This is a genomic window from Mycobacteriales bacterium (genome assembly GCA_035533475.1).
In the GTDB taxonomy this organism is placed as follows: domain Bacteria; phylum Actinomycetota; class Actinomycetes; order DATLTS01; family DATLTS01; genus DATLTS01.
In genome coordinates this window covers 1-26,695 of the sequence record DATLTS010000058.1, presented here as the reverse complement: position 1 = coordinate 26,695, position 26,695 = coordinate 1, and the positions used below count along the sequence as shown (strand labels likewise).

The window sequence follows — 26,695 nt, the reverse complement described above, 5'->3', positions numbered from 1 at the left end:
GGACGCCATCAGCGGCGGGCTGGTGAGCCCCTCCTATGCCACCCGCGGCGGGATCGGCGCGGCCGTGGACGTCGACGTGTGGGTACCCGGGTCCCCGCCGAGCCCGTTCGGGCTGCTGCACGCGATCCTGCTCGCCCTGGGTCGGGTCCCTGCCCGGCGCGGAAAGGCGGCGCCGTGACCGGCTGGCTGCTCGGGGGCGGGCTCGGGCTGTTTGCCGCCGCCGGGCTGTGGGACCTCGTGTGCGGCACCTCCACCGCGGTGCGGCGGGTGGCTCCCTACCTGGCGAGCGCGCTGGGTGCTGCGCTGCTCGTCGCCCTTGGCGTCCTCGGCGTCAACGGTCCGGGTCGCACGATCGGCGGGGACCTGCTGGCCGTCGGCGGACCGGCGTTCGCCCTGGACCGGCTCTCCGGGATGTTCCTCACGGGCATGTTCGCGGCCGCGGCCTGCCTGTCCCTGGTCTTCGCCGGCTGGGTCCGCCCCAGCGGCCGGGTGCGCGGCCGCGGGCTCGCGAGCGGGTACGCCCTGCTGCTGCTCGCCGCCGCCGGGGTGCTGCTCTCCCCCGATGCGTTCGGCTTCCTCTTCGCCTACGAGCTGCTCACGGTGGCGTTCTACCTGTTGACCGCGCTGGACCGCGCCGAGCGGGACAACGTGCCCGCCAGCTTCCTCACCGTCGGCTTCGGCAAGCTGTCCGGGTCACTGCTGCTGCTCGGCTTCCTGCTGCTTGCCAGCTCCGCGCACACGCTGTCCTTCGCCGGTTGGGCGGGGCTGCCGCACACCGCGGGCCGGCAGGTCGGTTACCTGCTCCTCGTCGTCGGCTTCGGGGCCAAGGTCGGGCTCGCGCCGTTGCAGGTGTGGATGCCGTCGGGATACGCCGCGGCGCCCGGGCCGGCCCGGGCGGCGATGAGCGGGGTCGCCGTCAACGTCGGCCTCTACGGGCTGTGGCGGGTGCTGGCCGTGCTCGGCGCGCCCCCGCTGTGGTTGGCGGTCGGGCTGCTCGTCGTGGCGTCGTTCACCGCGCTGCTCGGCATCGCGCACGCCGCGGTGCAACCCGACCTGCACCGGGTGATCGCCTACTCCAGTGTCGAAAACGGCGGGCTCATCCTCACCGGGTTCGCCGTCGCGCTGGCCGGATCCAGCCTCGGTGAGCCCCGGCTGGAGGCGGTCGGCCTGCTGGCCGCGACCCTGCAGGCGACGACGCACACGTTCGCGAAGACCGCGCTGTTCGCCTCGGCCGCGACGATCGGCTCGGTCTACGGCACCAGCGACCTCGACGGCATCCGCGGCGCCGGGCGCCGGCTGCCCTACAGCGGGACCGCGTTCAGCGTCGGTGCGCTGACCCTGGCCGGGCTCCCGCCCACCCTCGGCTTCGCCTCCGAATGGTTCCTGCTCGAAGCCCTGCTCCAGCAGTTCCGCGTGCACAGCCTGCCGCTGCACCTGGCGATGGCCACCGCGGGGGCGATGCTCGCGCTCACCGTCGGCTTCGCGGCGCTGACCTTCCTGCGGCTGCTCGGGCTCACCGTCCTCGGCGGCGACCGACGCGAACCGGGGCGCCGCGGCGAGGACATCGGGGTCACCGGCCGGCTCGGGCTGGCCGGGCTCGCCCTCGGCTGCCTGGGCCTGGCGGCGGTGGCGCCGCTGACGGTCCGTTTCCTCGCGACCGGGCTGTCCCCGGTGGTGCCCGCCCAAATCACCCGCGGAGCCCTGCTGCAACCGTGGGTGCTCACCAGCGTCTACCGGCCGTTCTCGGTGCTCTCACCGAGCTGGCTGTGGATCACCCTGCCGGTCGGCGTGGCGACGCTGCTCGTCGCGGTGCTCGCCGTGACCCGGGGCGGCTACCTGCGGACCCGCCGGGTACCGGCATGGCACTCCGCCAGTCCCGGGGTGACCGGCGGTGACCGCTACACCTCGTTCGCGTTCGCCACCCCGACCCGGCACGTGCTGGCGAACATCCTGGCGTCGCGGCACGAGCTGCGCCACGACGCGGAGGTCAACGAGCACGGCTCGCACCTGACCTATACCACCGACGTGGTCGAGCTCACCGAGCAGTTCCTCTACCGGCCCATGCTTGTCGCCGTGATGGCGTTGGTGCGGCTCGTGAAGCGGCTTCAGTCCGGTCGGCTCGACGCCTACATCGGCTACCTGCTCGTCACGGTGATCGCCGTACTTGCCGTGGTAGCCGCGTCTGGGGCACGCTAGTGCCCAACCAGCGAGACAGCGTCGGACTGGAGGGGCTGATGGCCGGTCGGATGTTCACCCGCGTCCTGGTGGGGTTCGACGGCTCGGCCAGCGCCCAGCACGCCCTACGGCTCGCCCTCCGGCTGGCCGCCGACGCCGGGCACGGCGAAGTCGTCGCCCTCGCCGTCGTCCCCGCCAGCCGGGCCGAGACCGAAGGGGGCCGCCGCCGCGCCGAGGAAGCCACCCGCGAGGAGCTGGAGCGCGGCTACGCCGAGGCCACCGCCGGCGTCGACCCCGACAACTCCCGCCTGCGCATCGTGGAAGGGCGTCAGGTCGCCGAGACACTCGCCGGCTACGCCGAGGAGCACGGCTTCGACCTGGTCGTCCTCGGCCGCCACGGCGTCGAGGGCGCCCTGCACCCGCACGTCGGTCACATCACCGAGACGCTCGTGCGCAACGAACGGCTCGCGATCCTGCTCGCCGCCGAGCCACGGTGACCGGTCGCGGCAGCGAGCGGGTCCGGGTGCAACGCCGGCTGCGCCGGCTCACCGCCTACGTCGCCGAGCCCCCGCAGCGGCACGAGCAGTCGGCGATCGTCCGAGCACTCGAGCAGGCCGCCGAGCTGCGGATGGCCGGCGGCACGATCCTCGCCGGCTTCGAGGGTTTCGGACACGGCCATCACCTGCACCACACCGGCCTGCGCCACGCGGCCGACGAGACCCCCATGACCCTCGTCATCGTTGACACCGCCGAGCGCATCGCCAGCTTCTTGCCGACGTTGCGCGGGCTGCTACCCGGAGCCCTACTCACCGTCGAAGACGTGCAGACGATCCGCTACATCCGCCCCCTCGACCACCCGGAGCGGGCCCCCGCCGACCCGATTCCTTGACGCCGTGCCCGGGCGCCGCCCTATGCTGGCGGGGCTCGACGCGATGAGGCTCGCGGACGCCGCGCCCGATGGGCGTGGCTGATGGCTTCTACCCGTTCGGTAATCCCGGGCGAAAGGTAGGAGTCGCAGTGTCCGTACCGGTCGGGCTGCAGATCCTCCAGTCCGCCGTGGTCGTGCTGCTCGCCCCGCTCTATGCCGGGGTCATCGCCCGCGCGGAGGCGGTCGTCGCATCCAAGCGGGGCCCGAGCGTCGTTCAGCCCTACCGCGATCTGGCCAAGTGGCTACGCAAGTCCGCCACCGTCAGTGATCAGGCCTCCTGGATCTTCTACGTCGCGCCGTTCGTCGCGTTCTCCTGCTACCTGACGGTATCGGTGATCGTGCCGGTCATCACCAGCAACCCGCTGCCGCTGGCCTTCCTCGCCGATCTCATCGGTGGCGCGTTCGTGCTCACCCTGGCCAGCTTCGTGATCTCGCTGGCCGGCCTGGACACCGCCAGCCCGCTCGGCGGGCTGGGATCGAGCCGGGCCAGCTGGGTGTCCAGCCTCGCCGAACCCGCGTTCATCCTGGTGTTCTTCACCGTCGGCGCAGTGTCCGCCTCGGACAACCCGTACCTGATGAACCACGCGGTGGCCAGCTCACCGGACGTCATCGTGCTCCCCACCCACCTGCTGGGGATGGTCGCCTTCTTCCTGCTCGTGCTGGTCGAGAACGGCCGAATCCCAATCGACAACCCGACCGGCACGATCGAAATCTCCATGACCGAAGAAGGGCGGACGTTGGAGTACTCCGGCCGGTTGTACGCCCTGGTCAAGTGGGGCAGCTGGATGAAGCTGTTCCTGCTCTCGTCCATCTTCATGAACGTCTTCGTCATCCCCTGGGGGCTGGGCAACGCCACGACCATCACCGGCGGGCTGCTCGGCATCGTCGCCCTGCTCGGCAAGCTGACGCTGTGCGGGCTGGTGATCGTCGTGATCGACAGCTCGTTCGCGAAGCTGCGCTTCTTCCGGATCGCCGAGTTCCTCGGCGCCGCGTTCCTGCTCGGCCTGGTCGGGGTCACCACCTCGTATGTGATCGGGCGTTGAGATGCAGAGCCTGACCGCGACCTCACTCGCCGGGGTGCTGCTCGACCTGTGCGGGGTGCTGATCCTGCTCGGCGCGTTCGCCTGCCTCGGCTCGAAGCTGTTCAACCGCTACATCGCCTACTACGGCATGCAGTCCGTGGTGCTCTCGGTCGCGGCCGCGGTGGTCGCCTACCGCTTCGACAGCACTCCGTTGTGGATCCTCGCCGGACTCACCCTGGCCGTGAAGGGCATCGGGATCCCCACCGCCGCCCGCCGGCTGCTGATCAAACGACTCGACCTCAAACGAGACGTCGCCATGTCCACCGGGCTGTCCACCGCCCTGATCATCGGCGGCGCCCTGACCGCGTTCGCCTACCTGGTGATCCGGCCCCAGCTGTTGCCGCAGGGGCTGGTCGCCTCGGCGGTGGTGCCGCTCTCGACCGCCGTCATCCTGCTCGGGGCGCTGGAGATGGTGGTCCGCCGACACACCGTGGCCCAGCTCATCGGCTGGCTCATCGTGGAGAACGGGGTCTTCCTCGGCGCCATCACCCTGGTCGCGACCTTTCCCTTCATCGTCGAGGCCGGCATCTTCCTCGACCTGGTCGCCGCCGTCATGATCATGGTGGTGTTCGTGTCCGGCCTGACCCGTCAGCTGGCCGAAGCCAGCGCCGGCGAACTGCGGACGCTGCGCGGATGACCGCCTACATCGTCGGACTCGCCGCGTTGCCGCTGGCCGGCACGCTCGCCGCCCTGCTGGGTGCGCGCGCCCGCGGCGCCGGCTACACCGCGATCGGGGCGTCGATCGTCTCCTTCGCCCTGTCGATCGGATTGCTGGTCCGCATCGTCGAGCATGGGCCGTTCCTTGCGCTCAACGGCTTCGTCTACATCGACGGGCTGTCCGCGTTCTTCCTCATGACTATCACGCTGGTCGTCGCGCTGGCCTCCTTCGGATCGGCCGCCTACCTGCGCAGCGAGGAAGCCCGCGGTGAGCTGAGCGGGTTCCAGGTGCGGCTGTACTTCACCTTCTTCGGGCTGTTCGCCGCACTCATGCTGGGCTCGCTGTGCACCGGCAACCTCGGGCTGCTGTTCGTGCTCATCGAAGCCAGCACGTTGGCCAGCGCGGCGCTGGTCGGCCTCGAGGGCAAACCGACCTCGCTGGAAGCAGCCTGGAAGTACGTCATCATCTCCTCGCTCGGAGTGACCATCGCGCTGGTCGGCACCCTGTTCCTGTTCTACTCCGCCTCGGCGTTGCACCTGACCGGCAACCTGCGGCTGACCTGGCCTTACCTGTTCCACCACGCCGCGGCGCTGTCGGCGCCGAGCCTGCGGCTGGCGTTCCTGTTCGCGGTGATCGGCTACGGCACGAAGGTCGGCCTTGCCCCCATGCACACCTGGCTGCCGGACGCACATTCCGAGGCCCCCAGCCCGGCCAGCGCGCTACTGTCCGCGGCGCTTCTCAACACCGGCATGTACGCGATCATCCGGTTCGTCGCGCTGGCTAGCGTCGGTCTCGGCGACACCTACGTGCACAACGTGCTGTTGGGGTTCGGTTTCGCCTCGATCACCGTCGGGGTGCTGTTCATGGTGCGCCGCGGCAACTTCAAGCGGCTGTTCGCCTACTCCTCCGTCGAGCACATGGGGATCATCGCCGTCGCCCTCGGTTTCGGCGGGACCCTCGGCCTGTACGGGGCGCTGCTGCAGACCCTCACCCACGCCGTCGGCAAGTCAGTGCTGTTCCTGTCCAGCGGCGACGTCGTGCTCGGCTACCGAACCCGTGACGCCGGCCGGGTGCGGGGGCTACTCACCGCCTTGCCGCTGACCGGCGGGGCGCTGCTCCTCGGCTCGTTCGCCGTCCTCGGCTCACCGCCGTTCGGTGTGTTCCTGTCCGAGCTGACCATCGTGCGGGCCGGGTTCGCCGCCGGCACGCCCTGGCTGCCGGTGTTCCTGCTGCTTCTGCTGCTGGTGGCCTTCATCGGCTTCGCCCGCACGACCACCGGCATGGTCTTCGGGGTCGGCGACGTCACGGACCCCCGGGCGCCGTACCCGAACCGGGCGGCGCGGCTGATCGCCGCAGTCCCCCTCGTCGCCGGCCTTGGCGTGCTGCTGATGCTGGGACTGTGGATCCCGACCGGGCTGGACACCGCGATTCTGCACGCCATCCGGGCGGTGACATGAGCGCGAGCGCGGTGCCGCCGGGCGGGCCGAGCCTGCCCGGCGACACGGTGACCGACCTCGGTCCGGGAGTCGTGCGGGCGCGGCTGCGGCCGGAGGGCCTCGAGACGGCCACCCACGTCCTGGTCGGCGAGGGCGCGCGGCTCGCCGACATGTTCGCCGCCGCCGGAGACCGTACCGGCGACGTGCTGCTGCGGCTCGTGTGGGCACTGGACCGGACAGGCTCCTACCTGGTGGTCGAGTGCCCGGTCGCGGGTGAGACGTACCCGCAGCTGTCGGAGATCGCGCCGGCCGCGTTCCACGAGGAATGCGAGATCTACGAGCAGTTCGCGCTGCGCCCTGCCGGCGGCCGGCCGCTCAACCGGGTGGCGATGCCCCCGCACGCCGGCGCCGGGTTGCCCCGCCTCGGCCGGGCGCCGACCCGGCCCATCCGGGAGACCCACGCCTCGCACGACGTCGGCGGGCACGCGTTCGAGTTCCCGTTCGGGCCGGTGCGGATGAGCGGGGTCGAATCGCTGTACTACGGGCTGGTCACCAGCGGCGAAGAGGTCGTGGACCTGTTCCTGTTCACCTGGCACAAGCACCGCGGCGTCGAGTGGCGGCTGGCCGGCCGCAGCCCGGCCGAGGCGCTGTTCTTCGTCGAGCGGGTGGAAGGGCTCTCGGCGGTGGCGAACGGCTGGGCGTTCGTGCACGCGGTCGAGCGCGCCCTCGACGCGCCCGTGCCAGCGGCGGCGGCGGTGACGCGGGCAGTCGCGCTGGAGCTCGAACGGCTGTACAACCACGCCGCGGCGACCGTCGCGCTGTGCCAGACCACCGGACTGTCCGTCGGGCAGGCCAACGCGGAGATCGCGCTGGAGCGGTGCCTGCGGCTCAACGCCGCCGTCTTCGGCCACCGCTACCTGTTCGGTGTCCTCGACGTCGGGGGGGTGACCCGCCCGCCGGACCTCGACGCGCTGCGACGTGACCTGCCTGGCACCTACGGCGAGTTGCGGCGGGTCACCGACGCGCTGTCGAAGACGAACTCCTTCCTCGACCGGCTCGAAGCCACCGGCATCGTCACCGGCGAGGCGGTGCACCGGCTCGGCATCGTCGGCCCGGTCGCCCGCGCCGCCGGTGCCGCCATCGACACCCGCACCGACCACCCCCAGCCGCCCTTCGACGTGCACCGGCCGCAGCTCGCGGTACGGGAGGCCGGCGACGCGCTCGCCCGCTACCAGGTGTTCCTGGCCGAGGCCGCCGATTCCGTCCGGCTGCTCGGCGAGCTCGGCGGCGAAGCTGGTGACGGCACGGCGCGGACACGCCCGGGCGCGGGCAGCGGCCTCGGCTGGTCGGAGTCGGCCCGCGGCGAGTCGCTGGCCTGGGTCGACATCGGCGAGGACGGGCTGATCCGCCGGGCCCGGCTACGACCGGCGGCGGCCCGCAACTGGCGCATCTTCGATGACGCCGCCCGGGCGCAGAACGTGTTCACCGACATCCCGATCATCGAGGCCAGCTTCTGGCTCACCGTCGCCGGGACGGCGCGCTGATGGCGCTGTGGTTCCTGCGCGGGCTGCGCCGAGGGGTGGTCACCACCCACTACCCGGCTGGCCCTCCCGACCCGTGGACCGCCACCCTGCCCAGCCCGCCGGTCTTTTCTTCGGCGGCGCTCACCCGCGAGCTGGTCGCCGAGCTCGTCGCGGTCTGCCCCAGCCACGCCCTGTCAATCGAGGGCGACGACACGCTCGTCTACGACGTCGGCGGCTGCACCGGCTGCGGGCGGTGCCTCGCGGTCGCCGGTGACGCCGCGACCCCGAGCGGGGTCATCGAGCTGGCCGCCACCGACCGCCGCCAGCTCGTTAAACGCATCCGACTCCCCGAGGAGACCCGATGACGACGATGGCTGACGCGCCCGGCGACCCGGCCCAGCTGGCCGCCACGCTGGCCGCCGACATCCGCCGACTGTTCCGGCGCAGCCTGCACATCCGTACCGTCGACACCGGCTCCTGCGCCTCCTGCGAGCAGGAGATCCGGCTGCTTGCCGCGCCGCACTACGACCTGCACCGGCTCGGCCTGTTCTTCACCCCGGCGCCGCGGCACGCCGACCTGCTGCTCGTCACCGGCCCGGCGGTGCGGGCGTTCGACCTGGCCCTGGCCAAAACCTACGCCGCCATGCCCGAGCCGCGGATCGTGGTCGCCACCGGAGCCTGCGCGCTCGGCGGGGTGTACTCATCCGACCCGTACGTGCACGGCCGCATCGACGACGTGCTGCCCGTCGACGTCTACATCCCCGGCTGCCCGCCGAGCCCCGTCGCCCTGCTGCAGGGGCTGCTGGTCGCGGTCGGCCGGCTCGCCGAGAAGGTCTCCAGAATGCGCTTCGCGACCGGCGACCCCACCTCGCCGCCATGACGGTCACCGTGCTGCTCGCGATCGCCGCCGGTGCCTGGCTGGCCGCCGCGGCCGCCGCCGTCAGCGGGGTCCGCCCAGCCGGGCTCCGGCTCACCGCCACCCTCAGCGCCGTCGGCGGGGCGGCCGCACTCGGCGGGGGCGGCACGCTCCTGGTCGCCCACCATGCGCTCATCGGGTCCGCCGGCGGCACGACCACGGTCGGCGCGCTGACCTTCCGGGCCACCCCGCTCGCCGCCGTCTTCATCGCCCTGCTCGGCCTGATCGCCGTCGCGATCGGCTGCTACCAGCCGCGCTACCACTCGGCCGGGATCGGCAGCGCCGTCTACCTCGCCGCCTACAACCTGGCGCTGCTGGCCGCCCTCGCCGTGCTCGTCGCCGGCAACGTCACCGTCTTCCTCGTCGCCTGGGAGTCGATGGCCCTGCTCTCCTACCTCGTCGTGGTACGCCACCAGCGCCGCGACGAGGTGGCCGCGGGCGGATTCTGGTTCCTGGCGCTTTCCGAAACCGGCTTCGTGCTCATCGTGGCTGCGTTCGTGCTGCTCGCTGCCCGCACCGGCAGCCTCGATCTGGCGACCATCGCCGCCCGCTCCCCGCACCTGGGTCTCGGCACCCGCAGCGCGGCCTTCGTGTTGGCGCTCCTCGGGTTCGGTTTCAAGGCCGGTCTGGTACCCCTGCACGTCTGGCTGCCGGAAGCCCACCCGGTCGCCCCCGCTGACGGGTCGGCGTTCCTGTCCGGACTCGTCGTCAAGCTCGGTGTCTACGGCATCCTGCTGTTCGGCTTCGATCTGCTCGGACCCGGACCGGCCTGGTGGGGGCTGCTCACCATGGCCTTCGGCGCGCTGTCCGCGGTGATCGGCATCCTGTATGCGCTGACCGAACGCGACATCAAACGGTTCCTGGCCTACTCGACCATCGAAAACGTCGGCATTATCATCACTGCCGCCGGCGCTGGGATGACGTTCGGCTCCTACGGCCAGCGCGACCTGGCGGCGTTCCTGCTGCTTGGCGCGCTTTACCACGTCGCCAACCACGGCACCTACAAGACGCTGCTGTTCCTCAACGCCGGCGTCGTCGAACACGCCACCGGCACCCGGGACATGGACCGGCTCGGCGGGCTGATCCGCCGACTGCCCCGCACCACCGTCACCGGGCTGGTCGGAACCCTCGGCATCGCCGCGCTTCCGCCGCTCAACGGGTTCGTCAGCGAATGGCTCATTTTCGAAGGGCTGTTCCAGGGCTTGCGCATCCCCAGCCACCTGGTCGGCACGCTCATCCTGGTCGCGGCCGCCGTGCTCGGGCTGACCGCTGGCCTTGCGGTGGCCGCGTTCGTCCGTGGCTTCGGCATCCCCTACCTCGGCATGCCCCGCACCCGCGCCGCCGCGCAGGCCACCGAGCAGGCTCAGCCCGTCGTCGGCCCGGCGCTGCTCGCCGCCGGCTGCGTCGCTCTCGGCGTCGGCGCCCCCGTCATGCTCGCCGCCCTGGCCAGCGCCGTGCGCGCTGCCACCGGGGTGCACCTGCTGCCGGAACTGGTGATCGCGCACCTCACCGTGATCCCGGCGCACACCAACTTCTCCGCCTTCTCGCCCACCTACCTCGCCACGTTCCTCGTCGCCGCGCTCACCATGCCGCTGCTGGTCTACCTCGCCGGTCGGCCCCGGGGCACTAGCCGCAAGGCGCCGGTCTGGGACGGCGGCATCACCGCGTTCGAACCCCGGATGCAGTACTCGGCGATGACCTTCGCCGCCCCGGTCCGGGTCACCTTCGACCCGCTCTACCGCCCCACCGTGTCGCTGCGACGCGCCTCCGACGACCCGGCCGGGCGATCCGGCCCGGTGCACTACGAAACCGAAGTCACCCCCATCTTCCTGCGCTACCTCTACCGGCCGGTTGTCGCCGCCGTCGAGTGGCTCGCCGACCTCGTCCGCCCGATCCAATCCGGCGACGTCAACCTCTACCTGCTCTACATCTTCGTCGTGCTGCTCCTCGCCTACCTGCTCGGCGCGCTGTAGCCCTTCCCGGCCCGCCCACCGCCGCGAGCCGCCCGGCCGGCACGACCCGCGAGGGGCCGGCCGAAGACTCGCCGGTAGACGTCCTCGCTGTGGCTGGTCGGCTGCGCCGCCCCGGGCAGCACGCGGAAGGTCCGCTCCCCGTCGGCGCGCCGCTCCGCGCGCAGGAACAGCACCCCGTCACCCCGGCCGCGCAGCCGCTCGGCCAGCTCGTAGGAGTGGGTGACGCACATCACCGTGACGTCCTCGTCGAGCAGGGCCTCGATCAGCGAGCCGGCGATCTGCGCTCCCTCCGTCTCGGTGGTCGAGGAGAACGACTCGTTCATCACCAGCAGATCCCCGGCGGTCAACCGCCCAACGACGCCGTCCATCCGGACCAGCTCCTCGTCGAACTTCCCGCTGACCATCGCGGCGTCCTCGCCCCGCTTGTAGTGGGTGAACACCCCGGCGCACACCCGCGCCGCGAACGAGGCCGCGGCCACGAACATGCCGGCCTGCATCATCAGCTGACCGACGGCGACGCTGCGCAGCAAGGTGGACTTACCGCCCTGGTTCGCCCCGGTGATGACGACGAGTCGGGCGCCGTCGGCGTCGAGGTCGTTGCCGACGACCTGCCCGCGGCTGCGCAGCGCCAGCACCGGGTCGCACAACCCGCGGGCGGACAGGGAGGCTGGCGTCGGGAGGCCGGGCGTGGGAAAGCACATCGAGATGCCGCGGCCGGCCAACCGGTCGTAAAGCTGCGTGCAGCCGAGGTAGAACGCCAGCTCGGTCCGCAGCGCAGCGAAGAAGCCGAGGACATGCTCCGCCGCCTGGGCGACCGCGTTGGCCACCTCGTCGATGCCGCGGGCGCGCAGCTCGCCCAGCGCCCTCGAGCCCGCCTCGTCGCGGGGGGCGATCACGACCGTGAAAGCGTCCGCGCGCGGCGGCCACAGCCGCCGCCACCAGCTCACCCGCTGGTCGGGACCGCGGCGCACCCGGTAGTCGACGCCCTTGAGCCCCGCACCCAGTTCGGCGCTGACGAGAACGCCGGTGCGGAGGCGCAGCGTCGCCAGGTGACGGCGGATCTCGTCGAAGTAGTCGTCGGCCAACTCGGCGCGCAGCACGCCGAACAGGGTGGTGAACCCTTCGGAGCCGAACGTGGCGACGCCGGCGTCGGCGAGCCCGCGTAGCCGGCGCAGGTGCGGGACGAGCCGCTCGAGGATGTCCACCGACCAGCGCAGCCGACCTTCGGGTGACCTTGCCAGGAACCCCCACACCCCCTTCTCGGCGGTGAGGGCCTCGCCGGCGAGGTCGTAGAGCACTCGCACCGTCTCCCGCTGGGCCAGGCAGTCGGCGAGCACCTGTTGGCGGTAGCGGATCTGCTCCGGCGTCGCCAGGCCGCGCAGCACGACCCGGGCAGCCACCTCCCGCAGCAGCGGGTCGGAGGCCGCCATCGCGTGGAAGACCGTCTCGAGACCGAGGTCCTCCACCACGTCGGCCGAACCGGCCGGCAGTGCGTCGTCGTCACCCAGGTCCTCGTCACGGAACAGCAAGCGGACCTTCATCGGCGCAGTCGATCCCTGACCTGGCGGTAGGTCAGCCCGTGCTTGGCGGCCAGCACCGTGGCGTAGGCGCGGCCGTCCGCCGGTCGGCGTTCCAGCTTGAACGTCCGCACCGCCGGGTCCTCCGGAGCGACCGCGGCGACCAGGCTCACGGTCTTGTCGTCGAAGCAGGCCAGCTCGTCGACGAAGGTGACGCAGACCGCCAGAGCGTCGAGCGTGGACAGCTCGGCGAGGACGGCACGGCCCAGCAGCACCGCGTCCCGGAAGGTGGTGGAGGTGAAGATCTCGTTGAGGACGACGACGCTGCGCGGGGTGGCTTCGGCCAAGATGTCGCGAACCCGAACGAGGTCGTCCTCCAGCTTGCCGCGCAGGTCGGTGAGGTTCTCGCCGCGCTCGAAGTGGGTGTACACCGCGTCGCAGACGAACAGCCGGGCGTGCTGGCCCGGCACCGGGCATCCCAGCCGGGCCAGCACGTGCAGCTGCCCGAACAGCCGGGCGAACGTCGTCTTGCCGCCCTGGTTCGGGCCGGTCACCACGACGATGCGTTCCCGTCCGGACAGCGACACGTCGTTGCGGACCAGGGGGACGCGTTCGGCCACCGTCTTGACGGCCAACGCGAGGTCATAGGTGTCGACCGCCTCGGTCCGTTTCGAGTCCGCCGAGACCTCGGGGTAGCACAGGGGCAGGCCGGCGGCGCGCAGCCGGGCCATCAGGGCGAGGTAGTGCAGGTAGAACTGCACCTCGCGGTCGAAGGCGCCGACGACCGGGTCGAGGTAGTCCCGGTGGGCACTGCGGAAGGATTCGAGGTCGGCGAACTCGGCCGGGAACAGCCGGGCGACCCGGCTGAGGATCTCTGCCTCGACGTGGTTCACCTCGGGCCAGTCGGTGAACCGGTGCTGGTGGTCGGCCGCATCGTGTTGACGGAACCGGAGGAACGATTGCTCGACCTCGGCGCCGTAGTCGGCCTCGGAGTCGTAGCGGCGGACCTGGATGAGGTTGGCGGAAAGGCCTAGGCAGTAGCGCGCTGCGGCCAGCCCGTCCGCGACCCGCCCGGCGTCCGCCTGCAGGGTGCGAAACCCGGTCGAGTCGGCGTAGCCCGACACGTAGTCGCGGAAGCCGGCCAGGCCCGCCGAGTCGAGCGGGGCGCGCGCGAGGTCCGCCGACAGGTCGGCGACCGCGGCGGCGTAGCCGGCGGCGGCCTCGAGCAGCCAGCGCTGTTTCTGGTGCGGGTTGCGCAGCTTGGCCGCCTGCTGCAGGGACTCCCGGCTTCCGCGCATCCGTTCGGCGAAAACCGCGACCCGCCGCGCCAGTGGCGTCCCGTCCAGGTCGGCGAACACCGCGTGGCGGTAACGGATCTCCTCGACCGTGTCCACCTGGATGTGGAACAACGGACGGAGCCGGTAGTCGTCCGCCTCGCCGATCACCGCCGCGACCACCTGGTCGAGGTTCAGGTCGACGAAGCAGGCCGGGGCCGCGGCCGCGTCCACGGCCCGGCCGTCGGCGCCGTCGAGGAACAGCAGGCTGCGATACGGGCCGCGCCGGCCCGAGCCGGCCACCGCCCGGTGTGCAACGTCCCGGGTCGACTCGGCGCGGGTGGTCACGGTCACTCCGCTGGCCCGGGCCCCCGCCCGACGGGGACGGTCCCGGCCCTGCTCCGCACCACGCGCCCCGCCCCGCCGGCCCCTGCCGGCCCCGGCGGGGACGCCGGACCGGGCCGGGGAGGGGCCGTCCGGATCGGGCGACGTCATGAGCACGCGCCGTCGGCGTCGCCGCGAAGACCGCGGACCCACCGCCGCCAGACCACCGTCCGGTCACGGCAGCGCCGGGCCACCAACCCGGCCGCCACGGGCGTGACCGGCATGAGGGCGACACCGACCAGGACCGCGGGCAGCTCACGGCTGGCCAGACCGGCCACGATCACGGCCGGCGCGACGGCGAAGACCGCGAGCACGGCCCGCCGGTAGTGGCGGACCCGAGTCGCCCCGCTGAGGAAAGCCGCCAGCTGGGGGTCCGCGGCGGCCAACCGCTGCTCGATCAGGGCCAGCTGCGCTTCGTCGGCCCCGCCACCGCGACTGGGATGCGCGGCGCGCGACGCGGGCCGGACCTCCGCCGGAGGTTCTAGGCTCCACACCCTCGCCGTCCAACGACGGAGAGCCGAATGAGCGCTGACCCAGCTACCCACGACCCACTCCCTGCGTCGTGTCCGCCGGAACGGACGACCCAGACAGTGGCCGTCAGCGCGGAAAGCGCGGTTGCGGCGAGCCACATCGCCGGACCTGGTGGTCAGTGCCCAGCATAGCGGGACCGCCGGAAGAACTCGACCCGGGCCCGATCGGCAGCCGAGCCCTCGGCGTCGCCGACTTCGTCGCCCGGCGGGGCCGGGGTCGCGGACAAGACCCGGGGCGGCCGATCCGATAGGTTGGTCGGCGAGTCCGCAGGACAGCGATGCGGTTCGCTGCCGAGCGCGCCGGACCCGGCGCTGATGACCGCTACCCCAACGTGATGCGTGGCGTCCGGCTGCGCCGACAGCGAGGAGGTAGCGGTGAGTGGCGAGCCCGCGGATGTCGACGGCAGCCTGGTCAACCTGCGCTGCTCGGTGGTGGTGTTCCGGCGAGACGGCGTCCTGCTCGTCGAGCGCGACGCCGAGTACGGCGGCGACTGGGTACTGCCGGGCGGCAACCCGCGCAACGGTGAAGGGACCGCCGCCTGCGCCCGCCGGGAAGCGCGGGAGGAGACCGGTTTGGAGGTCGACCCGGCCCGGGTCGCCTTCGTACTCGAAGCAAGCCACCGCGGATCTCGCCTGCACACGATCGAGATCGTGTTCTTCGGCAAGCTCGCCGACAGCTCGGCCGAGCCCTCCCAGCAGGAGCCCGGCCTGCGCCCGGCGTTCGTCCCGCTCGCCGACCTGACCTCGCTCGATCTGCGGCCGCCGTTGGCCGGCCACCTGCGCGCGCTGCACGCGCGGCGCGGCGACGAGGCCACCGCCCCCTACCTCGGCAACGTGTGGCGCCCCAGGCCGGCGACCCCGGACCCTGCCGGCCGGACCAGCGAGGGGTGAGCCCCGCCAGGACCCGGCCGGGCGCCGACCCCCGCGGCGTCCGGCCGGCCCGTCGTCAACGCCGCGGCCCGCGCCCGTATCCGAGCCGGACGACGTCCGGACCGAGCACGTCGAGCAAACGGCTGCACGGCCACTGCGCGCGGCGACGCTCGGTCTCCTCGACCGTCTCCGCGAGGCTGAGCGCATCGTCGTCGTCGGGACGCATCCACCGCTCGCACCGGTCGAACATCGGGCAGTCGCTGCGCGCCGGCCGGCCGCGCGGCACGCAGCCCGGCGCACGCCCCGAGCGGTAGGCACGCACCGCCCGCCACACCAACAGCACCTCGTCTTCGCTGACCCGGCTCACCGGCGCGGCCGCCGGGACATGTCGCGACCTCGGCACAGGGCCGCCGCACGGGACATCGGGCCGACCGGTAGGTAGCCGTCGCACCCGGTGCCCGTCACGTCTCCTCCTACCCGTCGCAGCTGTTCGGGTAGGAACCATTGGCGGGCGGCCGCGGAATCGGCGGGTCCCTCCGCCGTCGTGAGCTGCCCACAATCTAGCGCCGAGGTGGCACGCGGCCCGGAACCCGCGGCGTTACGCGCCGATCCTCGTCGGCTTCCGCCAGCCTGCGTCCCGCGGCCGTCCCGCTCGCCTGCCACCCGCGGACCCCGGCCGTCTCGGTGACCGCGAGCGCCATTCGTTGTAGTGTCAGATCGGCGGGGATGGAGCTCCCCGACAAGCGCCACACCGTGGCTGATGGCTCCTGCCGAGGCGACAGGAGGAGCCATGCGGCCATCGAGGCGCCAACACGCCGAGACAACCGCCACACCAGCCCACGCGGTTGGCGACGACCCGCCAGCCGCGCCCGAGACGATCTCGGACGAGAAGCTGAGCGCCCGGTATCTGCACGAGGGTCTGTCGATCCGTCAGATCGCAGAACTGCTGCGGACCAATCGGGCCGGTGTCGCCCGGCGACTGCGGACGATCGGTGTGCCCGTCGGCGCCCGGGGCGCCGGCCATCCCCGGCTGCGCCGCAGGCGGCCCGACCCGCCCACCCTCGCCGCCGACCTGGTCGAGCTCTACTGGCGGCAGCGTCTGACCAGCGCCCAGGTGGCGGATAAGCTTGGTCTGCCCGAACGGCTGGTCCGGGAGCGGCTCAAACAGCTGGGCATCCCGACCCGAACACGCGGCTGGGCCAACCGCGAGGACCGGCAGCGGCTGCCCGCCGGCCCGCTGCGCTCGCTGTACGTAGCGCAGGGCCTCACCGCCAGCGAAATCGGCGAGCGACTCGGCCGGTCCCGCCGCGAAGTGCTCTTCAGCGCGCACGACCACAACCTGCCGGTGCGGCCGGGCGGCACCAACGTCGGCCAGAACCGGTCGGTCCGGGTCCTGGCCTCCCTCTACGCCGACCCGCAGGTACGACGGGTCCTCGCCCACCACCGGGTACCCGTCGTCGACCAGCCCGGGCCGCTGCACCAGCGGTTCCCCTGCACCGTCCCGCTCGACCCCGGGCTGATCCGTGACCTGTACGTCGGATGCGGGCTCGCCGTCGTGCACCTGGAAATGCTCACCGGAGTGCCCGCCGGCACCATTCGGCGCCGGATGGCCGAGCTCGGCCTGGCACGCCGCCCCGCCGGCGGCCTGTCCCCGTTCATTCGACGACAGCGCCGCCTTCGCCGGCACACCCGGTCGCGCCCGCGACGCGTCGACGCACTTGGTGCAGGTTCGTCACGTCGGCCGCCCGACGCGCACGCCGGTCCGCCGCCATGACCCGCGTGGTCGAGAGAGCGGCAGCGATCCTGCGCGGAGTCGCCGGCGTCCCCCGGCTCGCAGTCAGCAAGCTGGCCGACCGGCCCGGGATGGCGAAGAGCCGGTCTAAGGCCCTGACGTTCGTCCTGACGATCGGCGTGATGAGCTTCTTCGCCGACTTCACCTACGAAGGCTCGCGCAGCATCGTCGGGCCCTATCTCGGGCTGCTCGGGGCTGGGGCGCTGGCGATCAGCGTGGTCACCGGCTTCGGGGAGCTGCTCGGCTACGGGCTGCGGCTGATCTCCGGGCCGGGCGCCGACCGGACCGGCCGCTATTGGCCCATCACCATCGCCGGCTACCTGCTGCAGATGTCGGTCGTGCCGCTGCTCGCCCTCGCCGGGAGCTGGGAGGTGGCCGCCGTCCTGGTCGTCTTGGAGCGGGTCGGCAAGGCGATCCGCAACCCCCCGCGGGACGCGATGCTCTCCCACGCCGCCAGCGAAATCGGCTACGGCCGGGCGTTCGGGCTGCACGAAGCCCTCGACCAGTTCGGGGCCACCTTCGGCCCGCTTTTCGTGGCCTTGATCCTGCTCGTCGACCAGCACCGTTACAAGCTGGCCTTCGCGCTGCTGGCGGTTCCTGCCGTGATCGAACTGTCTCTGCTCGCGGTCGCCCGGGTCACCTACCCGCGACCCGCCGACCTCGAGCCGAGCCCCGCCCGGATCAGCACCACCCAACGGATGCCGCGCGTGTTCTGGGTGTACCTCGCAGGCGCCGCGTTGGTCGGCGCCGGGTTCGCCGACTTCCCGCTCATCGCCTACCACCTCGAGAAGGCGCGGGTGGTCTCGACCACGCTGGTCCCCGTCTTCTACGCGGTCGCGATGGCCGTCGGCGGCGCCGGATCGCTGGTGTTCGGTCGGCTGTTCGACCGCTTCGGCATGCGGCTACTCCTGCCGCTGACCGTCCTGTCCGGGATCTACGCACCGCTCGCCTTCCTCGGCGGCTTCTGGACCAGCTTCGTCGGGATCATCCTGTGGGGCGTGGGGACGGGCGTTCAGGAGTCGATCATCCCCGCGGCGGTGGCCGCGATGGTCTCCCGCGACCGCCGCGCGTCGGCGTTCGGGATCTTCACCGGCGGCTACGGCATCGCCTGGTTCCTGGGCAGCACGGTGATCGGCCTGCTGTACGGCGTGTCGCTACCGGCGCTCGTCGTCTTCTCCCTGGTAGCCGAGGCGGCCGCGCTGCCGCTCTTCCTCGCTGCGCGTCGCCAGGCCGAGGCGCGGCGGTGATCACGTCCGACTCTCAGCCGATACCGCAAGGCGGGTGTGACCTTCGCCCCGGGCGGCCCGGGCGGGTCGGCGCCACGCTGGCAGAAGAGAGGAGGAGGCACGGGTGACGATCACCGTACGAGACCTGCATGCTGTCGAGATTCTGGATTCCCGGGCCAGGCCGACCCTCGCGGTGACCTTGACCCCTGTCGACGGGCCGCCCGTCCGGGCCGGGGTTCCCGCGGGGGCGTCTACCGGGACCCGGGAGGCCGTCGAACTCCGAGACGGCGACCCCGCCCGCTACGGCGGGCAGGGTGTGCTCGGCGCCGTCGGCAGCGTCAACGGGGAGATCGCGGACGCGCTCCGTGGCCGCAGCTTCCCCGACCAGGCCGCCGTCGACCAGCTCCTCGTCGAACTCGACGGGACCGAGACCAAGTCCCGGCTCGGGGCGAACGCGATCGTCGGCGTGTCCATGGCGGCCGCCCGGGCTGCGGCCTCGGCCGCCGGGCTCCCGCTGTGGCGAACGTTCGCCGGGTCGGTCGGCGAGCCGCGACTGCCGGTGCCGCACTTCAACGTGGTCAACGGCGGAGTCCACGCGCCTAACGACCTGGACTTCCAGGAATTCATGGTGGCTCCGCTCGGTGCCCCGACGGTGGCCGAGGCGGTCCGAGCCGGCGCCGAGATCTACGCGGCGCTGCGCCGAAACCTTGCCGGTAAGGGGTTCTCGACCGGCCTGGGCGACGAAGGTGGGTTCGCCCCGGCGTTGACGACACCCGAGGAGGTTCTCGAGTTTCTCCTGGCCGCAATCGGCGACGCAGGGTACCGGGCCGGGCGTGATGGGGTGGCCCTGGCGATGGACCCCGCATCGAGCGAGTTCTACCGCGGCGGCAGCTATCACATCGCCGGGCAGGCGCTGTCGACCGCCGATCTGGTCGAGCGTTACGTCGAGATCGTCGAACGCTACCCGGTGTGGCTGTTAGAGGACGGGCTGGCCGAATCGGATTGGGAGGGATGGCGCGTCCTGACCGAGCGGCTCGGCGAGCGGATCGAACTCGTCGGCGACGACATCTTCTGCACCAACCCGACCATCATCGCCGAGGCGATCAGCAGCGGCGTCGGGAATGCCTGCCTGATCAAGGTCAACCAGATCGGAACCGTCACCGAAGCGTTGACCGCGATGCGCACCTGCCGGGAGGCCGGCTGGGCCCAGTTCGTCTCTCACCGCTCCGGCGAGACCGAGGACAGCTTCATCGCCGACCTCGCGGTCGGCACCGGCTGCGGCCAGATGAAGACCGGGGCGCCCGCGCGCGGTGAGCGGGTGGCAAAGTACAACCGGCTGATCGAGATCGAGGACACGGAACGACTCGCCTACGGGCTGGCGTAGCCCCCCCGACGCCGGTTTCCACCGGGCCAGGAGTCGAACACTGTCACCCGGGGCGCCCACGGCGATGCTTCGCCGGGTCGGGCGACAGTAGCGACGCGACAGGTTGCCGGCGTCTCGCTCATCGCGGGGCCGAGGGCGGGTGCCTGGAGAGCTCCGCGCGCAGGATGTCTTCGGCCCGTGAGTAGGTGACGGCGTCGACCCACACCCGCCAGCACCGGTCGCGGGATCCCAGGCGGGCAAGCGATTCGGCGCGCGCCGGAACGTTGCCCGCTGCGAGCGCGGCGAGCAACCCGGTCACGACGCCGGCGTCGATGTCGAGGATCGGCGCCCAGCGCAGCGCAGGCAGACCATTGGTGACGCCGCGCCAGATGGCGGTGTCGAACTGCCACCGATCGTCGTCGAACGGCAGGAACTCGTGCGTCCCGCTGGTCATGACCGACGCTGCTGGTTCGCCGGCCACCCGGGGATCGGATCGGGCAGACGCTCGACCGGGGGTGCGGCGGTGAACGCACGCCGGAAGGCGCTGCATTGGCTCGCGGCGCAGGCGAGCGCGCGGCACGCGGCACGCAGGGTGCGGTAGCGGCCGAGTTCGTGATCGTGACCGACCGAATTGTGTAGCGCCATACCCCAGTCCTAGGGCTCGGTCCAGCCGGGTTCCAAGGAGCGGCTCGATCCCGTCGGCGCAGTCCTTGGTAGCGGCTCGCCGAAAACCGTGTCATAGAGGTCGGCTCCGTAGGCGCTGGGAAGCGGCGGTCCGGGGACGAGGTGGTAGTCGCGCTGACCGTCGGCCCGGCGGCGGGCCTGCAGGAACAGCGCCGAGACGCCGTCCTCGGCAAGGAAACCGGTGGCGAAGTCGAACTGGTGGGTTACGAACACGACTCGATCGCCCCCCTCGCGCAGGCCACGCACGATCTGGCGGGCGATCTCGGAGCCTTCCCGCTCGTTGGTGGAATGGAACGATTCGTTGAACAACACGAGGGCGCCGGGCTGGATGTGATCGACGAGGGCGTTCATCCGGGCCAGCTCCTCTTCCAGCCGCCCGGCCCGCATGGTGGCGTCCTCCTCCCGGATGAAGTGGGTGAACACCCCTGAGCAGATGCTGGCACAGTGGTCCGACGCCGCGACGAACATCCCGGCCTGCGCCATGACCTGCGCCAGCCCGATGCTGCGCAGGAACGTGGACTTCCCTCCCGAGTTGGCGCCGGTGACGATGACCAGGGACCTGCCAGTGGCGTCCGCGTCGTTGCCCACCATCATCGGGTGGCTCGACTGCAGCGCGAGCGAGGGGTCCCGCAGGTCTCGGCAGCGGAGGGCTGCCTCGCTTGTCGGGCGGACATCTGGCAGACAGGTAGGTTGGCCGGCTTCGGTGAGCCGGTCGTGCAGGTTGAGGCAGCCGACGTAGAAGGCGAGCTCGGTGCGCAGGGCGGTGAGGTAGCTCTTGATGTGGTCGGCGGCTTGGGCCACCGCGTTGGCCACCTGGTTCGTCCCCCGGTTGGTCAGCTCGTCAAGTGCCTGCCCCCCGGCGTCGTCGCGTGGCGGGACGGTGAACGAGTACGACGTGCGCTCGGTCAGCCCGAGCTTTTGCTTCCATCCCGGTCTGTCCCTCTCCGGGGTGCGCAGGAGATAGTTCCTGCCGGTGTTATCGCGAGCCAGCTCGGCGCTGAGCAGCAGCCCGTCGCGGAACTGCAGGCGTTGGAGGTGGCACTGCACGGTGTGGAAGTAGGCGTCGTCCAACTCTTCTTGCAGAGCCCGAAAGAAGCTGGCCATCCCCGCCGAGTGCACGCTGTCGTGCCGCTCGTCGGCGATGGCCCGTAGTCGCTTGAGGTAGCCCACGTAGCTCTGCAGGTAGTCGACCGCGCCGGAGAGGATGAGGGAGGGTCGCGAGGTGGCGGAGTAGCCCCAGATGGATCGACGCTGCTCGAGGGCCTCCACCGTGACGGTATAGACCTCGCGGGCGATATCCGGTTGGGCCAGCAAGTCCCGCAGGATCTCCTGGCGGTAGCGGATGTCCTGCGGGTCGGTCAGGCTGGTCAGCAGGACGCGGCTGGCTACCGCGGCCAGGAGCCTGTCGCCGCCGGCCATCGCCCGCACCACGGTGGCCAGATCGAGGTCCCGGGTCAGATCCTCGTGGGTGGCCGGCAACGGGGCGTCGAGGTCGAAGTCCCGGTCGCGGTAGAGCAGATGCACCTTCACCGTACGAGCCTGTTCCGCAGACGCTCGTAGGTAAGGTCGTACTTCGCGGCGATAGCCAGCGCGTAGGCGAGGCCGTTGGCGGGGGCGCGGATGATCCGGAACGTGCGGCGGGCGGGATCGTCCGGCACCACCTCGCTCATCACACTGACGACAGCGGGCCCGATGCTGGCCAGCTCGTCGACGAAGGTGACGTACACCCCGCGCACCCCCCGGTCGATCAGCTTGTGCATGATCTCCGCGCCGAGCAGCCGCGCGTCGTCCAGGGTGGTCGACGTGAAGATCTCGTTCAGGATGACGATGCTCCGCGCCGTCGCGACCTGCAGGGTCGCGTGGATCCGGACCAGGTCGTCTTCCAACTTCCCGCGCAGGTCCGACACCTGCTCCTCGCGCTGGAAATGCGTGAAGATGCGGTCGAACAGCCCTAGCCGGGCCGTCGCACCCGGCACCGGGCAGCCGACGGCTGCCAGGTGGTGCAGCTGCCCGAACATGCGAGCGAACGTCGTCTTGCCGCCCTGGTTCGGGCCGGAGACCACGAAAATGCGTTCGGCGTTGTCCAGCCGAAGGCTGTTTTGTACGACCTGTCTCCCTTCGGCCACCAGCATGCTGGCCAGGCAGATGTCGAACGCGCCTTCGGCCTCGATGTCCCCGGAGGACTCGTCGATCGTGGGATAGCAAAACGGCAGCCCGGCGGTGACGAGCGGAGCCATGTACCGGCGGTACGCGAGGTAGAAGCCGGACTCGAACGCCAGCCGGTTGACTTGCTCGGCCAGAAAGTCGGCGTGGCCGGCGCAGAACTCGTCGAGGCCGCTGAACTCTGTAGGGAACAGCCGAGCCAGCAACTCCAGGATGTGAGAGCCGACGTGACCGAGAAAAGGTTCGCTGCGGTATTGCACCCGGTAGTCTTTGACCTCGCCTTGCTGGAAGCGGCGGAACGTCTCCCCCACCTCGACGCTGTAGTCCTCTTGACCCTGGTAGCGGCTGACTTCCACCCGGCTCCCCTTGACCCGGATGCAGTAGCGCACCCGGGTCAGCGCGGCTTGCGCGTCGGTCGCCTCTCCGAGCAGCCGAACGAATGGCTCCGATGCCACGTAGTCATCCAGCGCATCGCGGACGGCGGTCAGCCCTCGTGAACGCAGCTCCGCGGCGTCCAGAACATCGACGAGGTCGCGCAGCGCCCGGCAATACAGGCTCGCGGCGTCCACAAACCACGCGTCCCGCTCGTAGCGGTCGATCCTCTTCTCCAGGTTCGCGAAGTGGCGGTGGACGTCATCCATCCGGTCCACAAACAACCGCAGCGCGTCGTCGACCCGGGGGTCCTCCAGGTCCCGGAACACTTCCTGCCGGTAGTAGACGACGTCGGCGCTGCCGAGTGGGCTGTAGAGCACATCCGCTAGCCGATCGCCCTGGTCCACTCCGGCCAGCAGCTGCCCAGCCAGCTGATCGAGGTTCAGATCATGGAAGTAGTCGGGCTCGCTCGCCGCCTCGACGATCCTCGCGTCGAGGTCGACCGGCCACAGCAAACTCGGTACCCGACGAGGCTCCGCGGCGCGCGCCAGGCCCGACTGGGAGCCCGCGGCGACGGTCTTCGCGTTGCTCCCAGCGGCCACAGGTCCTCCTGCCGTGCACCAAGCCAGCAGGAGTCATCAGCCGCGGCGGCGGCCCTAGGCGAACTCCATCGCCACCTCCACATCATAGGCGCACCTGACCCATCGGTGCGCCGTGCCTCGGCGGGCCAGGAACCGATCGATGCGAACGAGGATGAGGCGACGCTCGTGCCGCTCCGGTTCATTCGCTCGGCAGGTAAAGGCGTTGACCGAGCTGCGCTTGGCGGGGTGAGCGGCGGGCGCAGCGTCGACCCGTTGAACCCGCGGCAGCCTGGCCTCGACCCGTCGAGGGCCGACCGGCGACCGGAGTGGAGTCGCGGGCCAGTCCGAGCCCGGGGCGCGGCGCGTCTCGCCGCCGACCGCCGGCCGCTGGAAGCACCCTCTCCGGCCTCCGGCCGACGCCCGGGGGGCTACCGCCGATTTCGGATCGGACAGGAACTGCGCCGGCGCCCCGATCCCGACCCGCGATTCATGGGCGCAAGGTGGCACTGAGCCGCAGCGGCTCGAGGATCAGGTCGAGGGCGTCCGCGATCGCGGCGCACACGATGTCCGCGGTAGCGAACAGGGCCGGCGCCGCCCCCTCCGGCCCGACCACCGCGATGCCGAGCGCGGCGTCGCGTAGCAGCAGGAGATCGTTGTTGCCGTTGCCGACGGCTAGGCACGTGGATGGCCCGACCTCCGCCAGGATGGCCGCCTTCTCGGCCGCGTTCTGCGCGCGGCGAGCCGGTACCTGTAACGCGTCGGCGACCGCCTCTAGCGTTCCGTAGCTGTCCGAGGAGACGAGCAGAACCTGCAGGATCTGGCGCAGCCGCTGCATCCGCGGGGCCACCCCGTCGATGAGTTCTCCGTGCAAGGTGAGTGTGCCGTTCACATCGAAGATCGCGGTCGCCAGTTCGATCCGACGATCCGCCCACGCCACCTGGACGACCATCCGTGCTCGCCTCCGTTCCACGCCGCCCGGCGGCAACCGATCGGCGGCTCGACGCTAGCAAAGCCACGCACCGCACGAGACAGACCCCGGAGACACGACGGCCCGAGCTGGGTTCTCGGCAGCCGGGAGCCAAGGCCGAAGCCGAGCGGCGCACGATCGTTGACGCCTACTACGCGGATGCGGAGCGTCCCGGCGATGCTGCCCGGGCTGACAGCGTGACGGGCCGGCGGTACGCTCGTGTGGACCACAGGGTCCGGCGATGTAGCCCGCCGCAACCGCGCCAACCGGCGCTGATGGCCGCTAGTGTCGCGCGTCTGAAGTTGCTTGACGGGTGGCGTGGGGCAGGATCTCGTCGGCTGTTTTGGTCCAGGTGAACGGGTGGCAGCGGTCGTTCCAGCCGTCGATGAAACGGCTGATCGCGGCCATGAGTTCTCTGACGCTGGCGAAGGTCCCGCGGCGGATGGCCTGCCGAGTGATGATCCCGAAAAAGATCTCGACCATGTTCAGCCAGGAGCCTGAGGTGGGGGTGAAGTGCAGCGTGATCCGAGGGTTCTTGGTCAGCCAGGCCTGGACTTCTGGGTGCTTGTGGGTGTGGTAGTTGTCGAGCACCACGTGGAGTTCTCTGCGCGGGTAGGCCTTCGCGACCTGCTGCATGAAGTTCAAAAACTCTGCCTTACCGTGCCGCTCGTAGCAGGCGTCGGTCACCTTGCCCGTGGCGACCTCTAGGGCCGCGAACAAGGTCGCGGTCCCGTTGCGCTTGTAGTCGTGGGTGGCCTTCTCTGGCAGTCCCGGGCGCATCGGCAAGATCGGCGCAGTGCGATCCAGGGCCTGGATCTGGCTCTTCGTGCGCCACGAGGCGCCGTGTGGTTCGGATGGAGGTGAAAGACCTTCGTCGCCGGGCTGTCGCAGCAGTCCGGCGAAGCTGAGGGCAGCCTGAGCCGGGTGACGCCGGGGAGGGTGGGAGCAGCCCTGACAACGCCGGGACGGGTTGGTACTGCCAGACGATCCGGGTCCGGCAAGCGAGACGGGAAGGTGTACGTGAGGAACCAGCGTGTAACGCCTCTCAAGAGATACACCGGCTCCAACCTGGTGGATATGGGCCGGGGAGCGGTGCGCGCCCACCGATGGTGGGCGACTCCCGCGTCGGGTGAAGAGGCCGGCGGGGAGGCCGTGAGGAAGGTCTGCGGCGTACTCACGGCGAGGCCGCAGGGGCAAAGCTGGGCACCTAACCCGACGACCGGGACACGGTGAACGTGGGAAGCGTCCTGACCGATACCTGCCGACCGGCCGGCCAGGCCGGCGACGGGAAGGCGCGTCGACCGCTATGGCGGGCAGGGCGTGGCGGAGCCGCCGTAGTACTCCGAGGCCGGGAGAGCCGGTCACATGGGGAAGGGCGGCAGCGGATTCGCAGCGCAGGCACTGTCAGGGTAGGAGGTCGCCGGTGAACACCGGCGCGCCGTGGCCGACCGCCGAGGAGGCGGAGGCACGGGTACTGCGGATGCAGACCAAGCTGCACCAGTGGGCGGTTCTCGATCACGACCGTCGGTTTGATGATCTGTTCAACCTCGTCACCGACCCGGCCACGCTGCTGGTGGCCTGGCGTCGGGTGCGGGGCAACCAGGGCAGCCGAACGGCCGGCATCGACGGCGTCAAGCCACGCGACGTCGATGACGTGGTGGGGTTCCTCACCGAGCTGCGAGATGATCTCAAAGCCGGGCGGTTCACCCCGCAGCCCGCACGGGAGCGGATGATCCCCAAAGCCGGCGGCAAGCTGCGCCGGCTCGGGATCGCGACCGCGCGGGACCGGACCGTGCAAGCTGCGCTCAAGCTCGTGCTGGAGCCGATCTTCGAGGCGGATTTCCACCCGTGCTCCTACGGGTTCCGTCCGAAGCGCCGGGCGCACGACGCGATCGCGGAGATTCACCAGTTCACCTCCCGCTCCTATGAGTGGGTGCTCGAAGGTGACATCGAAGCGTGCTTCGACGAGATTTCGCATTCCGCCCTGATGGGGCGGGTGCGGAAGCGAGTCGGAGACAAGCGTCTGCTTGCCTTGGTGAAGGCGTTCCTGAAGGCTGGCCTGCTCAGTGAAGAGGGCTTCTTTCGGAACACCAGTACGGGCACCCCGCAGGGGCACTTATGCGCAGCTGCGCATAACCCGCCCTATGAACAGCGCTGGGTTATGCGTAGCGCCGGGCTGTTGCCGCTGGTGAGGGCGGTGGTGGCGACCGGACGCTGCGCATAACCCAGGCGCGGTCAGAGGTTGGCGAGCCAGCTGAGCAGCTCGGGGTCTTGGTTCCAT

At 71.1% G+C, this 26,695-nt stretch carries 22 protein-coding genes, 2 pseudogenes and 4 riboswitches; of the genes and pseudogenes, 15 read left to right on the top strand and 9 right to left on the bottom strand.

Going from position 1 to position 26,695, the window contains the following annotated elements:
* Positions 1 to 174 precede the first annotated feature (174 nt).
* From VNG13_14570 to VNG13_14525, 10 genes are all read left to right on the top strand, one after another.
* A complete protein-coding gene (locus tag VNG13_14570) occupies positions 175 to 2,196 on the top strand; it encodes a proton-conducting transporter membrane subunit (protein HVA61739.1) in 2,022 nt (673 codons plus the stop codon).
* Complete coding sequence (locus tag VNG13_14565; GenBank protein ID HVA61738.1) at positions 2,196 to 2,672, top strand: universal stress protein; 477 nt, start codon at positions 2,196 to 2,198, stop codon at positions 2,670 to 2,672. The genes VNG13_14570 and VNG13_14565 overlap by 1 nt, the downstream gene beginning before the upstream one ends.
* Entirely contained in the window at positions 2,669 to 3,064 is a 396-nt protein-coding gene (locus VNG13_14560; GenBank protein ID HVA61737.1) for a DUF190 domain-containing protein, read from the top strand. The genes VNG13_14565 and VNG13_14560 overlap by 4 nt, the downstream gene beginning before the upstream one ends.
* A 128-nt stretch (positions 3,065 to 3,192) precedes the next feature.
* Positions 3,193 to 4,146: an NADH-quinone oxidoreductase subunit H gene (locus tag VNG13_14555; GenBank protein ID HVA61736.1), complete on the top strand. Its 954-nt coding sequence runs from the start codon at positions 3,193 to 3,195 to the stop codon at positions 4,144 to 4,146.
* Position 4,147: 1 nt separating this feature from the next.
* Positions 4,148 to 4,822, top strand: a complete 675-nt coding sequence (locus tag VNG13_14550) for a hypothetical protein (protein ID HVA61735.1) — start codon at positions 4,148 to 4,150, stop codon at positions 4,820 to 4,822.
* Positions 4,819 to 6,300: a proton-conducting transporter membrane subunit gene (locus VNG13_14545; GenBank protein HVA61734.1), complete on the top strand. Its 1,482-nt coding sequence runs from the start codon at positions 4,819 to 4,821 to the stop codon at positions 6,298 to 6,300. Before VNG13_14550 ends, VNG13_14545 begins: the two co-directional genes overlap by 4 nt.
* Positions 6,297 to 7,823, top strand: coding sequence for a nickel-dependent hydrogenase large subunit (locus tag VNG13_14540; protein HVA61733.1), 1,527 nt, complete (start codon positions 6,297 to 6,299; stop codon positions 7,821 to 7,823). Before VNG13_14545 ends, VNG13_14540 begins: the two co-directional genes overlap by 4 nt.
* Positions 7,823 to 8,167: a hypothetical protein gene (locus tag VNG13_14535; protein HVA61732.1), complete on the top strand. Its 345-nt coding sequence runs from the start codon at positions 7,823 to 7,825 to the stop codon at positions 8,165 to 8,167. Before VNG13_14540 ends, VNG13_14535 begins: the two co-directional genes overlap by 1 nt.
* Positions 8,164 to 8,682: an oxidoreductase gene (locus VNG13_14530; protein ID HVA61731.1), complete on the top strand. Its 519-nt coding sequence runs from the start codon at positions 8,164 to 8,166 to the stop codon at positions 8,680 to 8,682. Before VNG13_14535 ends, VNG13_14530 begins: the two co-directional genes overlap by 4 nt.
* A complete protein-coding gene (locus VNG13_14525; protein ID HVA61730.1) occupies positions 8,679 to 10,691 on the top strand; it encodes a proton-conducting transporter membrane subunit in 2,013 nt (670 codons plus the stop codon). Before VNG13_14530 ends, VNG13_14525 begins: the two co-directional genes overlap by 4 nt.
* Here the strand turns inward: VNG13_14525 and VNG13_14520 are convergent.
* The 3 genes from VNG13_14520 to VNG13_14510 form a co-directional block, all read right to left on the bottom strand.
* Positions 10,670 to 12,232: a DNA mismatch repair protein gene (locus VNG13_14520; protein HVA61729.1), complete on the bottom strand. Its 1,563-nt coding sequence runs from the start codon at positions 12,230 to 12,232 to the stop codon at positions 10,670 to 10,672. The genes VNG13_14525 and VNG13_14520 overlap by 22 nt on opposite strands.
* On the bottom strand, positions 12,229 to 13,830 hold the full coding sequence (locus VNG13_14515; GenBank protein ID HVA61728.1) for a DNA mismatch repair protein MutS: 1,602 nt from the start codon (positions 13,828 to 13,830) through the stop codon (positions 12,229 to 12,231). The genes VNG13_14520 and VNG13_14515 overlap by 4 nt, the downstream gene beginning before the upstream one ends.
* Before the next feature lie 143 nt (positions 13,831 to 13,973).
* Entirely contained in the window at positions 13,974 to 14,360 is a 387-nt protein-coding gene (locus VNG13_14510) for a DUF3040 domain-containing protein (GenBank protein ID HVA61727.1), read from the bottom strand.
* 87 nt (positions 14,361 to 14,447) lie between these two features.
* A riboswitch (Fluoride riboswitch) is annotated at positions 14,448 to 14,510 on the bottom strand.
* Between the two features lie 261 nt (positions 14,511 to 14,771).
* On the opposite strand from VNG13_14510, the gene VNG13_14505 reads away from it, so the two are divergent.
* On the top strand, positions 14,772 to 15,287 hold the full coding sequence (locus tag VNG13_14505) for an NUDIX hydrolase (protein HVA61726.1): 516 nt from the start codon (positions 14,772 to 14,774) through the stop codon (positions 15,285 to 15,287).
* Between the two features lie 55 nt (positions 15,288 to 15,342).
* Here the strand turns inward: VNG13_14505 and VNG13_14500 are convergent, their stop codons facing one another.
* Positions 15,343 to 15,669, bottom strand: coding sequence for a hypothetical protein (locus tag VNG13_14500; GenBank protein ID HVA61725.1), 327 nt, complete (start codon positions 15,667 to 15,669; stop codon positions 15,343 to 15,345).
* Positions 15,670 to 15,979: 310 nt separating this feature from the next.
* A riboswitch (Fluoride riboswitch) is annotated at positions 15,980 to 16,043 on the top strand.
* 13 nt (positions 16,044 to 16,056) lie between these two features.
* Here VNG13_14500 and VNG13_14495 point away from each other — a divergent pair.
* The 3 genes from VNG13_14495 to eno all read left to right on the top strand — a co-directional run bounded on the left by VNG13_14495 (position 16,057) and on the right by eno (position 19,668).
* Complete coding sequence (locus VNG13_14495; GenBank protein HVA61724.1) at positions 16,057 to 17,040, top strand: hypothetical protein; 984 nt, start codon at positions 16,057 to 16,059, stop codon at positions 17,038 to 17,040.
* Positions 17,037 to 18,305: an MFS transporter gene (locus tag VNG13_14490; protein HVA61723.1), complete on the top strand. Its 1,269-nt coding sequence runs from the start codon at positions 17,037 to 17,039 to the stop codon at positions 18,303 to 18,305. Before VNG13_14495 ends, VNG13_14490 begins: the two co-directional genes overlap by 4 nt.
* Positions 18,306 to 18,408: 103 nt before the next feature.
* Entirely contained in the window at positions 18,409 to 19,668 is a 1,260-nt protein-coding gene (gene eno, locus VNG13_14485) for a phosphopyruvate hydratase (GenBank protein ID HVA61722.1), read from the top strand.
* 118 nt (positions 19,669 to 19,786) lie between these two features.
* Here the strand turns inward: eno and VNG13_14480 are convergent, their stop codons facing one another.
* From VNG13_14480 to VNG13_14460, 5 genes and pseudogenes are all read right to left on the bottom strand, one after another.
* Positions 19,787 to 20,128, bottom strand: coding sequence for a hypothetical protein (locus VNG13_14480; protein ID HVA61721.1), 342 nt, complete (start codon positions 20,126 to 20,128; stop codon positions 19,787 to 19,789).
* 173 nt (positions 20,129 to 20,301) lie between these two features.
* Positions 20,302 to 21,861, bottom strand: a complete 1,560-nt coding sequence (locus tag VNG13_14475) for a DNA mismatch repair protein (protein ID HVA61720.1) — start codon at positions 21,859 to 21,861, stop codon at positions 20,302 to 20,304.
* A complete protein-coding gene (locus VNG13_14470; protein ID HVA61719.1) occupies positions 21,858 to 23,468 on the bottom strand; it encodes a DNA mismatch repair protein MutS in 1,611 nt (536 codons plus the stop codon). Before VNG13_14470 ends, VNG13_14475 begins: the two co-directional genes overlap by 4 nt.
* Before the next feature lie 20 nt (positions 23,469 to 23,488).
* Positions 23,489 to 23,550: riboswitch (Fluoride riboswitch) on the bottom strand.
* A gap of 384 nt (positions 23,551 to 23,934) precedes the next feature.
* A complete protein-coding gene (locus VNG13_14465) occupies positions 23,935 to 24,396 on the bottom strand; it encodes a hypothetical protein (protein HVA61718.1) in 462 nt (153 codons plus the stop codon).
* Between the two features lie 246 nt (positions 24,397 to 24,642).
* Positions 24,643 to 24,706: riboswitch (Fluoride riboswitch) on the top strand.
* A pseudogene (locus VNG13_14460) lies at positions 24,697 to 25,239 on the bottom strand (IS630 family transposase). (Overlaps the previous riboswitch by 10 nt.)
* A gap of 655 nt (positions 25,240 to 25,894) precedes the next feature.
* On the opposite strand from VNG13_14460, the pseudogene VNG13_14455 reads away from it, so the two are divergent.
* Positions 25,895 to 26,527, top strand: a pseudogene (locus VNG13_14455) (reverse transcriptase domain-containing protein).
* Positions 26,528 to 26,695: the final 168 nt, after the last annotated feature.